At 29.9% G+C, this 13,123-nt stretch carries 10 protein-coding genes and 1 pseudogene; 9 read left to right on the top strand and 2 right to left on the bottom strand.

The window, feature by feature from the left end:
- Nucleotides 1-81 precede the first annotated feature (81 nt).
- The 9 genes and pseudogenes from aspS (at nucleotide 82) to L8V85_RS06955 (ending at nucleotide 10,369) form a co-directional block, all read left to right on the top strand.
- Entirely contained in the window at nucleotides 82-1,833 is a 1,752-nt protein-coding gene (gene aspS / locus L8V85_RS06915; protein ID WP_133319218.1) for an aspartate--tRNA ligase, read from the top strand.
- On the top strand, nucleotides 1,830-2,402 hold the full coding sequence (locus L8V85_RS06920) for an adenylate kinase (protein WP_263737723.1): 573 nt from the start codon (nucleotides 1,830-1,832) through the stop codon (nucleotides 2,400-2,402). The genes aspS and L8V85_RS06920 overlap by 4 nt, the downstream gene beginning before the upstream one ends.
- A gap of 10 nt (nucleotides 2,403-2,412) precedes the next feature.
- Nucleotides 2,413-2,931, top strand: coding sequence for an inorganic diphosphatase (gene ppa / locus L8V85_RS06925; protein ID WP_220566652.1), 519 nt, complete (start codon nucleotides 2,413-2,415; stop codon nucleotides 2,929-2,931).
- 36 nt (nucleotides 2,932-2,967) lie between these two features.
- Nucleotides 2,968-4,005 (top strand): hypothetical protein, encoded by a 1,038-nt coding sequence (locus tag L8V85_RS06930; protein WP_263666776.1) that lies wholly within the window; start codon nucleotides 2,968-2,970, stop codon nucleotides 4,003-4,005.
- 74 nt (nucleotides 4,006-4,079) lie between these two features.
- On the top strand, nucleotides 4,080-6,692 hold the full coding sequence (locus L8V85_RS06935; protein ID WP_263737724.1) for a valine--tRNA ligase: 2,613 nt from the start codon (nucleotides 4,080-4,082) through the stop codon (nucleotides 6,690-6,692).
- 3 nt (nucleotides 6,693-6,695) lie between these two features.
- Nucleotides 6,696-7,652, top strand: a complete 957-nt coding sequence (locus L8V85_RS06940; RefSeq protein ID WP_263661301.1) for a methionine ABC transporter ATP-binding protein — start codon at nucleotides 6,696-6,698, stop codon at nucleotides 7,650-7,652.
- A 2-nt stretch (nucleotides 7,653-7,654) separates the two neighbouring features.
- Nucleotides 7,655-8,311, top strand: a pseudogene (locus L8V85_RS06945) (methionine ABC transporter permease); the annotation flags it as partial.
- A gap of 9 nt (nucleotides 8,312-8,320) precedes the next feature.
- Nucleotides 8,321-9,526, top strand: a complete 1,206-nt coding sequence (locus L8V85_RS06950; protein ID WP_263737725.1) for a glycosyltransferase — start codon at nucleotides 8,321-8,323, stop codon at nucleotides 9,524-9,526.
- Nucleotides 9,527-9,598: 72 nt separating this feature from the next.
- Nucleotides 9,599-10,369, top strand: coding sequence for a MetQ/NlpA family ABC transporter substrate-binding protein (locus L8V85_RS06955; RefSeq protein ID WP_263671580.1), 771 nt, complete (start codon nucleotides 9,599-9,601; stop codon nucleotides 10,367-10,369).
- Between the two features lie 31 nt (nucleotides 10,370-10,400).
- On the opposite strand, the gene L8V85_RS06960 is transcribed toward L8V85_RS06955, so the two are convergent.
- A complete protein-coding gene (locus L8V85_RS06960; protein WP_263671581.1) occupies nucleotides 10,401-11,582 on the bottom strand; it encodes an acetate kinase in 1,182 nt (393 codons plus the stop codon).
- Nucleotides 11,583-11,590: 8 nt separating this feature from the next.
- Entirely contained in the window at nucleotides 11,591-13,060 is a 1,470-nt protein-coding gene (pta, locus tag L8V85_RS06965) for a phosphate acetyltransferase (RefSeq protein WP_318529733.1), read from the bottom strand.
- Nucleotides 13,061-13,123: the final 63 nt, after the last annotated feature.

Raw genomic sequence — 13,123 nt, forward strand, 5'->3', positions numbered from 1 at the left:
AAATTATAACAAAACTTAGCTAAGCAAAAGAATAAAATACTATAATAACAAAATTGAACAAAATTAAGCTAAGGAAAAATTTTGAGAACTCATTATAATACAGAGCTTAACATACAAAATGTTGGCGAGGAAGTAACATTATGTGGTTGGGTAAATTCTTACCGTGATCATGGAGGTGTAATTTTTATCGATCTTAGAGATCGTAGCGGACTTATACAATTAGTATGCGATCCAGCAGATAATCAAGAAGCACATAATATAGCTTCATCAGTAAGAAATGAATATGTTTTAATAGCACAAGGAAAAATTCGCCCACGCGGTGAAGGACTTGTAAATCCAAAATTAAAAACCGGAGAAATAGAAGTTGTTATAAATAAACTTACTATTGAAAATGAAAGTGCTGTAGTACCTTTTGCTATAGGCGATGAAAGTGTAAATGAAGAATTAAGATTAAAATATAGATTTTTAGATTTAAGAAGCAAAAAACTTTATGATAATTTTGCTCTAAGATCAACTGCTTGTATAGCAACAAGAAATTCTTTAGCAAAAATGGGATTTTTAGAGGTTGAAACCCCTATTTTAACCAAAGCTACTCCAGAAGGCGCAAGGGATTATTTAGTACCATCACGCGTACATCAAGGTGAATTTTATGCCCTACCTCAAAGCCCTCAACTTTTCAAACAACTTTTAATGTGCTCAGGATTTGATAGATATTTTCAAATTGCAAAATGTTTTAGAGATGAGGATTTAAGAGCAGATCGCCAACCTGAATTTACTCAAATAGACATAGAAATGAGTTTTTGTGAACAAAAAGATATCATAGCTATGGCAGAAAATTTACTTAAAGATATTTTCAAAGCTTGCGGAAAAGAAATTAGCATACCTTTTAGGCAAATGAGTTACAAAGAAGCTATGGAAAATTATGGCTCTGATAAGCCTGATTTAAGATTTGATATGAAATTTATTGATGTGATTGATATTTTTGCAAAATCAAATAATGAAATTTTTGCAAATATCGCAAAAGACACGAAGAAAAATCGTATTAAAGCTTTAAGAGTTCCAAAAGGCGATACGATTTTTTCTAAACGCCAAATGCAAAGATTTGAAGAATTTGTGCGTAAATTTGGAGCAGCAGGGCTTGCATTTATACAAATGAAAGAAGATGGTCCTAAAGGCCCACTTTGTAAATTCTTTAGCGAAGAGGACTTAAATGCTTTAATCCAAAGATGTGAATTAGAAGTTGGTGATGTAGTATTTTTTGGCGCAGGGATTAAAAAAACTGTGCTTGATTATATGGGCAGATTTAGATTATTCCTTGCCGATGAAATGAAAATTATCGATGAGGATAAATTAGAATTCTTATGGGTTATTGATTTTCCTATGTTTGAACAAAATGATGATGGAAGCTATTCTGCAATGCACCATCCATTTACTATGCCAAAAAATATTGATGAGCAAGACTTAGAAGAAATTAATTCTATTGCACATGATGTGGTGTTAAATGGTGTAGAATTAGGTGGTGGTAGTATAAGAATTCACAAAAGTCCTATCCAACAAAAAGTATTTAAGCTTTTAAATATTGATGAAGAAGAACAAAGAAAGAAATTTGGCTTCTTACTTGATGCATTAAGTTTTGGAGCACCACCACATGGTGGTATAGCAATAGGTCTTGATAGACTTATTATGCTTTTAACAAAATCTTCAAGTATTAGAGAAGTTATAGCATTTCCTAAAACACAAAGAGCGCAATGTCTTATGACTCAAGCTCCAAGCGAAGTAAGCAATGAACAAATGAGAGAACTAGGTATAAGATTAAGGGAGAATACTAAATGAAACAATTATTTTTAATCATAGGTGCACCAGGTAGTGGTAAAACAACCGATGCAAGCATCATAGCTGCAGATGATGCAAGCATTACTCATTATTCTACAGGTGATTTGCTAAGAGCAGAAGTGGCTAGTGGAAGCGAACTTGGAAAGACTATTGATAGTTTTATTTCTAAAGGAAATTTGGTTCCTTTGGAAGTGGTAGTTAATACTATCATCACTGCTTTAAAAAATGCACCAACTAATACTATATTAATAGATGGTTATCCAAGAAGTGTTGAACAAATGCTTGAGTTTGATAAGGTATTAAAAAATCAAAGTGAAGTAATTTTAAAAGGTGTGATAGAAGTTAAAGTTAGCGAAGAAGTTGCTAGAGAAAGAGTTTTAGGGCGTGCTAGAGGTGCTGATGATAACGAAGAAGTTTTTAATAATAGAATGAAAGTTTATTTAGAACCTTTAGAAGAAATAACAAATTTTTATACTAAAGAAAATATCCACCATGTAATCAATGGTGAAAGAAGTATTGAAGCTATCGTAGCCGATATGAAAAATTTAATCAATGATTTATTAAAATAAAGGATAAAAAATGGATATTAGCAAAATCAAAGTTGGAGAAGTACCAAATAAACTTAATGCAGTTATTGAAATTCCTTATGGATCAAACATTAAATACGAACTTGACAAAGAAAGCGGAGCCATCATGGTTGATCGCGTGATGTATTCAGCTATGTTTTATCCAGCAAACTATGGTTTTATACCAAATACTCTTGCAGATGATGGCGATCCTATTGATATTTTAGTATTAAATGAATACCCTATCCAAGCAGGAGCTGTGATTCCTTGTCGTTTAATAGGGGTATTATTAATGGAAGATGAAAGCGGTATGGATGAAAAATTACTTGCTGTTCCTGTAAGTAAAATAGATCCAAGATATGATAATATTAAATGTTTAGATGATTTACCAAAAGCAAGCCTAGATAAAATCAAAAATTTCTTTGAAACATATAAAATGCTTGAGCCAAACAAATGGGTAAAAGTAAAAGAATTTGCAGGTATTGAAAAAGCAAGTGAAATTTTAGAAAATTCTATTAAAAATTATAAATAATCAAAGTCCTTTTGAGGACTTCACAAAGGATAAAAAATGAAAAGTATTATTGCTTTTAGTATAGCTTTTGTGGTGCTAATAGGCGCTAGTATTGGTTTTTATATGTGGTATTTTGAAGATGATTCAAATACTTATGTATATGATTATAAAAAAAGTAGTTCTTATCAAAGCTACACTCCGCCAAGTACTCAATACAATCAAGAAAGAAATAATATAAGTGATAATACTTATTATCCATCACAACAAATAAATCCGGAGTCTTTAAAAGAAGAAATTCCAGTACAAAATAATCCTATCATAGATGAAAATACAAGCACTCAAGAAGTCGCGCCAACAACCCAAACAAATATAGCTGAAGTTTCTAAAAATGAAACTATTACTCCTAAAGTAGCCCAAGAAGAACAAAAAGTTCTCGTTGAAAACAACAAACAAACAAGCATAAAAAAAGAAAAAACAACAAAATATAAAAATACTATGCAAGAATACATTACAAAAGGTAAAACTAGCAGATATGAACCAAGATTAAGTAATGATTTTGTTAAAGTTTATGTATTGGATGGAAAAAGTTTAAGTGATTATAGGGTTGATATGTTAAAAGAAATGATTAATCCTGTTAAAATTAATTCTCAAGATTACAATTTAACTATTTTTATCGATATGCTTTCAAATGACAATATGAAACTAAGCATATATAATAAAGATATTGTTTTTGCTAAAAATAAGAAAAAATACAATTATGTAGATGTTAAAATTTCTGATTTGAAATTTTTATTTGAAAGAAATGGATATAGTGAATACAGCAATGAAAATCTACTTGAAAAAATCAATCAAAATCTAGCAAGAGAAGATATACTCAAAAGAGTTAAAATTCAAGGTTATGCAGACGATAGAGGTAGTACTTTTGCAAACTATATGATAGGATTAAATAGAGCAATGAATGTGGCTAAACATTTCTTTAGTTTTACTGAGGTTATAGAAATAGAATCTTTGGGAAAAGACACCTATCCTACTAAAGATAAGTCTGATTCTCAAAGACAAAATAATCGTAAAGTAGAAATTAGTTTTTATAACTAATTTCTAAATTTCAAAACTTCTTTAACAATTTTAAGCTAACATAACAATTTATTTTCATTCTCAAGGTAGCAATTATGTATGATAAATCACTAGAAAAAGAATATTATAAAATTTGCGAAGAACGCGGATATTTTGAAATCAATGGTAATGAAAAAATTCAAGAAAAAGGTAAAAACTTTTGTATTATGATGCCACCACCTAATGTAACAGGTGTTTTGCATATAGGTCATGCTCTAACTTGTACTCTACAAGATATCACAACGCGTTATAAAAGAATGGATGGTTACAAAACTCTTTATCAGCCAGGACTTGATCATGCAGGGATTGCAACACAAAATGTTGTAGAAAAACAACTTTTAGCTCAAGGCATTAAAAAAGAAGAACTCGGTAGAGAAGAATTTGTAAAAAAGGTATGGGAATGGAAAGAGCAAAGCGGTGGTACCATAGTTAAGCAAATGCGAATTTTGGGTATCACTCCCGCTTGGAGTCGTTTGCGTTTTACTATGGATGAGGGTTTGGTAAATGCAGTAAAAAAAGCTTTTGTAGATCTTTATGATAAAAAGCTTATCGTGCGTGGAAATTACATGGTAAATTGGTGCACTCATGATGGAGCATTAAGCGATATAGAAGTAGAACACAAAGAAAATAAAGGAAAATTATATTATTTAAAATATTTCTTAGAAAATTCTCAAGAATATATCGTAGTAGCCACCACAAGACCAGAAACTTATTTTGGTGATAGCGCTGTGATGGTTAATCCAAGCGATGAAAGATTTAAGCATTTAATAGGCAAAAATGTCATTTTACCTTTAATAGATAAAAAAATTCCTATTATTGCTGATGAGCATGTAGATATGGAATTTGGTACAGGTTTTGTAAAAGTGACCCCAGCACATGATCATAATGATTATGAAGTAGGCTTAAGACATAAACTTGAATTTATTACCATCTTTGATGAAAAAGGTATTTTAAATGAACATTGCTTGCATTTTAAAGGCTTAGAAAGATTAGATGCAAGAGATATTATTATAAAAGAATTACAAGAAAAAGGTTTTGTTGAAAAAATAGAAGATTATACTAATCAAGTAGGATATTGCTATCGTTGTAAAAATGTGGTTGAGCCATATATTTCTAAACAATGGTTTGTAAAAAATGAAATCGCAAAAGAAAGTATAGAAAAAGTTAATCTTGGTGGAAGCAAATTCTACCCTGCACATTGGATTAATAGTTTTAATGCTTGGATGAGAGATTTAAAAGATTGGTGTATTTCAAGACAACTTTGGTGGGGTCATCAAATTCCTGTGTATTACTGTGAATGCTCTCATGAATGGGCAAGCGAAGAAACTCCAAGCCAATGCCCAAAATGCCAAAGCACTAATTTCAAACAAGATCCTGATGTTTTAGATACTTGGTTTTCTTCAGGTCTTTGGGCTATGAGTACTTTAGGTTGGGGTAATAAAGACTGGGGTAAAAATACACTTTGGCATAAAGATGATTTAAAAGATTTTTATCCAAATTCTTTATTAATCACTGGTTTTGATATTTTATTTTTCTGGGTTGCTAGAATGATGTTTCAAAGCACTAATGCCTTAGGTGAACTTCCTTTTAAAGATATATATTTGCATGCTTTAGTTAAAGATGAGCAAGGTAGAAAAATGAGTAAGTCTTTAGGTAATGTCATTGATCCTGTGCAAAGCGTGGATGAATACAGTGCTGATATCTTGCGTTTTACCCTTGCTCTTTTAGCTATCCAAGGTAGAGATATAAAATTAAGCAATGACAAACTCATACAAGTTAGAAATTTTACGAATAAGCTTTATAATGCAAGCAAATTTTTACTTTTAAATGAAGAAAAATTTGAAGATTTAGATAAAAGCAAAATTCAAACTAACTTGGCAAAATACATGCTGTCTCGTTTTGAAGTATGCGTAAAAGAAACAAGAGAAAATTTAGATAATTACCGCTTTAATGATGCGGCAAATACTTTGTATAGATTTTTCTGGGATGAATTTTGTGATTGGGGAATCGAACTTAGTAAGGCTGAAAAATCAAGCATAAAAGAGCTTGGAAGTATTTTTAAAGAAGCATTAAAGCTTTTAAATCCTTTTATGCCATTTATTAGCGAGCATTTATACCATGAGTTAAGTAAAACTTCTATCCAAACTCATGAATCTATAATGATTTCAAAATATCCTAAATTTAATTCTAGAGATGAAAAAATCGAAAAATTATTTAATATCATTATAGAAAGCATAGTGAGTTTACGCCGTGCAAAAACCTTAGTAGAACTTGCAAATGCAAAAATTCAAAAAGCTTGTATAAAATTAAACGATGAGAGTTTAATGGCTGAGTTAAAAAATTACACTAATTTCATCTCAACACTTGCAAAATGTGAAAACATCGAGTTTATCAATACAAATTTGGAAAAATCCATTAGAGATGTAAGCGAGAATTTAGAAGTATTTATACCAACTCAAGATCTTGATTTAAGCGGTGTTTTAAATAGACTTAATAGTCAAAAAACAAAACTTGAAAAAGAATTTAACAAGCTAGATGCTATGATGAAAAATGAAAAATTTATTTCTAATGCACCGGCTGCGGTTGTTGAGCAAAATAAAACTCAACTTGAAAGCATTAAAACTCAACTTGAAAAAATCAATGATGAAATTTCTAATTTAGAAGGCTAATAAGTGATAAAAATACAAAATCTTAAAAAATATTATGGCAAAGAATTAGTTATAAATGATGTTTCTTTAGAAGTTAAAGAAGGAGAAATTTATGCTCTTGTTGGACACAGCGGGGCAGGAAAATCAACTTTGCTAAGATGTATTAATGGTTTAGAAAATTATCAAAGCGGTAGTGTGGAAGTTTTTGGTAAAGAAATAGCTACTTTAAAAGAAAAAGAGTTAAGAGTATTTAGAAAAGATATAGGGATGATTTTTCAGCATTTTGCACTTATGAGTAGAAAAAATGTATTTGAAAATGTAGCTATGCCTTTAGAAATTCATAATTTTGACAAAAGCACAATTCAAAAAAGAGTTAATGAACTTTTAGATCTTGTGGGACTTTTAGCTAAAAGCAAAGCTTATCCAAATGAGCTAAGTGGTGGGCAAAAACAAAGAGTAGCCATAGCTAGAGCCCTTGCTTTAAATCCTAAAATTTTACTAAGTGATGAAGCTACTTCTGCGCTTGATCCAAATACTACAAATAATATTTTAGAACTTATTGCCAAAATCAATCAAGAATTTAACATCAGTGTAGTATTAGTAACTCATGAAATGGAGGCAGTAAAACAAATAGCACAAAAGGCTGTATTGCTAGAGCATGGACAAATCATAGGTCAAGGGAAAATCGAAGATTTATTCTTAAAACCAAGTGAAAAAATGCGTGAATTTCTAGGGGAAAGTGATTTTTTACCACTAAATGGAGTTAATGTGCGCTTATACTTTTGCAAAGAAAAAGCAAACCAAAGCATTATCACTCATATGGCTAGAAGTTTAAATATTGATTTTAATATAGTTTGGGGTAAGATAGAAAAATTAAACAACAATGCTTTAGGAAATTTGGTGATCAATATAGAAGCTAAAGATCAAGAAAGAGTTTTAAATTATTTACAAGAAAATGGCGTTATTTGGGAGCTTGTGTAATGAACTTAGAAACAATTTTAAGAAATTTTGAAAATATACTTTATCCGGCATTACTAGAAACTCTTTATATGAGTTTTACAGCCACTTTTTTAGCCTTTTTAATCGCGCTTATCCCTGCAATTGTGCTTACTGTTACTGATAAAGGTGGCTTATGGGAAAATAAAAGCATTTACAGTGTGCTTAATTTTATTATCAATATTTTAAGATCTTTTCCATTTTTAGTACTTATTGTAGTTTTAAGTCCTTTTACAAAATATCTCATTGGTATTAGCATAGGAACAACTGCTACCATAGTACCACTTACCATAGGAATTGCACCTTATTTAGCCAAAATGATAGAAAGTGCTTTTAAAGAAATTGATCCTGCTATCATTGAAGCAGCAAGATCTTATGGAGCTAGTAAAGCACAAATTATCTTTAAAGTTATGTTTAGCGAGGCTTTACCAAGTATTATTAATGGTATTACTTTAATTTTGATTATTATTATTGGTTTTTCTGCTATGGCAGGAACTGTTGGTGGTGGTGGTTTAGGTGATGTGGCCATTCGCTATGGTTATGAGCGCTTTAGAACTGATATTATGATTCAAACTGTTGTGATTTTAATTATACTAGTGCAAATCATACAATTTATAGGAAATATTCTTTATAAAATCACCAAAAGATAAACAATGAAGCATAAACTTGGTATTTTACTAGCAGCGACTAAAAATTCAAGCTTTACCATAGGAACCTTGCTCATTAATATCATGGATGTTATGGGTGAAAAGGTAGATGTGTTTTACATTTTACATGATGGTTTTAGCTTGAATGATCAAAATATCATGCAAAAAATTGTTAAAAATAAAACAATTAAATTTATTCTTTTTACTCAAGAAGATTTTTTAACCACTCTTAGTAAAAATCAAAATGATATTAATAATTTATTTTTCTTAAGAAGATGGACGCATATGGCTTTTGCAAGATTTGAAGCTTTTAAGTTTTTAGATGAATGCGAAAGTATTATCTATCTTGATTTTGATGTTTTACTTTTAAAAAGTATAGATGAACTTAGTAAATTAAGAGCTAGAAAATATCATTTTGGTGCAAGATTAGGTAAAACATTAATTCACACAGCACTGCCTTTAGAAAAAAAATATCTTAATAAGCGTGTATATCAAACAGGAATTTTAGTCTTTAACGATCTTATACCAAATCCTTTACAGTGTTATCAATTCATTTATAACTATCTTTCACAAAATACTAAAAATTGGCAAGATCAAGGAATTTTTTCCTTAATGGTTTATGAAAATCACTTTAAAGTCAAAAATTTAAAAGACAAATACACGGGAAGTACTCATTATCTTACAAATCTTACACAAAATGCTTCTATAGTTCATGCTTGTGGCACCAACAGTCGTTTTTGGAATAGTAAATTTTGCAATCAAACATGGCCTAAATGGCAAGAATATTATGAAAAATGGTTAAAACTTGGAGGAAGTAAATATATAGGCTCTTTTCACAAAGACAACAAGCAATCCATCCAACGCACAAGATATCATTTATCATACAAACTAGGTTATGCCTTTATAGAGTGCACTAAGAATAAGAAAAAAATTCCTTTTTTACCTTTTACTCTACTAAAGATTTATTACAAACACACAAAACTAGCTAAACAATACCAAAAAGATTTGAAAACAAAACCTTACCTTAAACTTCCACCTTTATCAAGCTATGATGATTACAAAAGCGAGGGTGTTAAAAATCAAAATACTTATTCTTATAAAATTGGAAAAGCCCTTATTAATGCTCAAAAAAGTTGGTATAAAGGTGGTTATATAAAATTTATAAAAGAACTTAAATGCTTTTCTAAAGAATATAAAAACAAACAAAAATAAAACTTTTCTCATCTTATTAATATTTTTACAATATAATCAAACATTTTAAAAAACTATAAAAAAGGAGTTAATATGAAATTGTTAAAATTGCTCGCTGCAAGCACAATTTTAGGTGCAAGTTTATTTGCTAATGAAGTTATCACTGTAGGTGCAACACCTGTGCCTCATGCTGAAATTTTAGAACAAACTAAAGATTTATTAAAAAAAGAAGGTTACACATTAGAAATTAAAGAATTTAATGACTATGTTTTACCAAATCTTAGTACAGATAGTAAAGAACTTGATGCGAATTTCTTCCAACACCAACCTTATTTGGATGAGTTTAATGCCAATAAAGGCACAAAATTAATTAGCGTTGCAAAAGTTCACATCGAACCAATGGCTGTTTATTCTAAAAAATATAAAAATATCCAAGATCTTCCACAAAATGCTACTATAGCTGTACCAAATGATCCGACAAATGAAAGCAGAGCTTTAGATATTATCGCTAGTACTAAACTAGTTAGTTTTAAAAATATCGCATTAAAAACTCCACTTGATATTAAAGATAATCCAAAAAATATCAAATTTAAAGAGTTAAAAGCAGCACAACTTCCAAGAGCTTTAGATGATGTTGATTTTGCAGTGATTAATTCAAACTATGCTTTATCAGCAAATTTAAATCCTGTAAAAGATTCTATTTTAATAGAAAGTAAAGAAAGTCCTTATGCAAATATCTTAGTAACTACACAAGATAATAAAGATAATCCTAAAATCAAAGCTTTAATAAAGGCTTTGCAAAGTCAAAAAGTAAAAGATTTTATCAATGAAAAATACCAAGGTGCTGTAGTTCCTGCATTTTAAAACAAACCTTGAGTTTAAAACTCAAGGTTATTTATTTTTTAATAAGTTCTGTGGTAATTTTAGCTATTTCTAATTCTTCTTCTGTTGGAACAATTAAAATTTTAATTTTAGAGTCTTTTTTACTAATCTCACCATTTCTAAGTTGTGTATTTTTATCTAAATCTATATCAAATCCCAAATGTGCTAGTCTTTGACAAACTTTTGCTCTAACAATATTATCATTTTCTCCAATACCAGCTGTAAAAATCAACGCATCGACTCTAGGTAAAATCGCAAAATATGAGCCAATATATTTACTCAAACGATAACAAAACATATCAAGAGCAAGTCTTGCTTTTTCGTTATTTTCTTCAATTTGCGCTTCAATATCTCTAAAATCATTAAACCCGCAAATTCCATAAACACCACTTTTTTTATTCATTATAGTATCTAAATCAGATGGATTTAAATTTAATTCTTTTGCTAAAAATGGCAATACAGCAGGATCAATATCACCACATCTAGTTCCCATAATCAAACCTTCTAGTGGAGTAAAGCCCATAGAAGTATCTACGCATTTTCCATTTTCTATAGCACAAACACTCGCACCATTTCCAAGGTGAGCACTAATTGCATTAAATTCATTAATATTTTTACCAAGTATATGTGCAGCTTGTTTACTTACATAAGAATGTGAAGTACCATGAAAGCCGTATTTTCTAACTTGGTGTTTTTCATAAAACTCATAAGGCAAAGCATACATATAAGCATAATCAGGCATGCTTTGATGAAAAGCTGTGTCAAAAACTGTCACATTGGGAACTTTTGGAGCTGCTTTTATCATAGTTTTAATACCTATTAAATGTGCAGGATTATGTAAAGGTGCTATATGAGAAACTCTATCAATTTCTTTTAAAATTTCATCATCTACTAAACAATGTTTAGTTAAATTTGGACCTCCATGAACTATCCTATGTCCACACCCATCAAGCTCATTTAAATCATGTAAAATTCCACTTTGAGCAAATAATTCATTTACCAATTCAATACCTTGCTCATGATCTTTAATTGCTAATTCTTTTTGGTATTTTTGACCACTTTTTAGATCTTTTAGTTCTATTTTAGAGCTTTGCTCGCCTATTTTTTCTACTAAACCAGATGCTAGGGCTTCATCTTTTTCAAAAAGCTTAAATTTAATTGAAGATGAACCTGAATTTAAAACTAATATTTTCATTTTTCTCCTTATTCTTGTGCTTGAATAGCACTTAAAATCACAGTATTAACAATATCTTCCACCAAGCAACCTCTACTTAAATCATTAATTGGTTTTTTAAGACCTTGTAAAATCGGGCCAATAGCTAAAGAATTTGCTGTTCTTTGTACTGCTTTATAGCAAATATTTGCCGCATTTAAATCAGGAAACACATATACATTTGCCTTTCCTGCTACTTTAGAATTTGGCATTTTACTTTTTGCTGTTAGCATATCATATGCTGCATCAAATTGTATAGGACCTTCTAGCTCAAGTTGAGGATATTTTTCTTTAGCTATTTTAGTAGCTTCTTTAATTGCATCCACGCTAGCTCCACTCCCACTATCTCCACTAGAATATGAAAGTAAAGCCACTTTAGGTTCAAGTCCAAAAGCTTTAGCACTATTTGCACTCACATAAGCAATTTCAGCAAGTTGTTCAGGGGTTGGATTTGGCATAACAGCGCAATCAGCAAAAACCAAAACCTTATCTTCTAAAGACATAAAAAACATACCAGAAACCAAACTCACATCAGGTTTTGTTTTGATAATTTGCAAAGCAGGACGAATAGTTTCAGCAGTAGTTGTACTTGCACCACTTACCATAGCATGGGCTTTTTGAGTATGCACAAGTAAAGTCGCAAAATAAGTTTTATCTTGCACGAGTTTTTTAGCTTCTTCTTTACTCATGCCTTTGCTTTTTCTAGCTTCATATAAAAGCTCTTCAAATTCTTCATTATATTGAGAATTTTTAGGATTTATAATACGCACACCATCGATATTGATATTTAAACTATTGGCTTTCGCACAAATTTCATTGCTATCACCTAGCAAAATCAAATCAACAATTTCATTTTGTATCAAAAATTCACTAGCTTTTAATACTCTTTCATCAAAACTTTCAGGTAAAACTACTATTTTTTTATCCGCTTTTGCTTTTTCAAAAAGCTCATAAGAAAATCTTGCCTGAGTTTTATAAGTATATTCTTGTAATAAATCTTGAGTAAAATCTTCATTTTCTTTTAACAAAACAAAGTCGCTAAGCTTTTGGCTTAGTAAAAAATTTAACATAGTATGATTTTCATCTTGACTTTTTGCATACAATGGAGTGTTTAGCTCTTTAGCTAAGGCTATATTCAAATTTAAATCCCCCATCAAGCCAAAATCATCTACTCCAACTACTATAGTAAAATCATTTTCTTTTTTTGTTTTCTCAAAATCTTCAATAATTTTTTTAAAAAAATCATTTAAATTTTGAGTGAATTTACCTTGATACTCATTTTTTTTAAAACTACTAAAAAAATCTATTTTAAGATTTCTTTTTGTGCAAAATGAAGTAATTTTTTCTTTATTTTTTTCACAAAAAACAGGAAAGTAAAAAGCTATTTTACCTCGTACCTTTTCTAAACACTGCTGCAAAAATTTTTCATCAATGCAGTTTAATAAAAACATAGATTTCATTTTTTCCTCTTTATTTAACAAAATAATTGTTTTTTATAATATAATTATTTTAAAATTCATCAT

It is taken from the genome of Campylobacter sp. IFREMER_LSEM_CL2090 (genome assembly GCF_025771865.1).
Lineage (GTDB): Bacteria > Campylobacterota > Campylobacteria > Campylobacterales > Campylobacteraceae > Campylobacter_D > Campylobacter_D lari_D.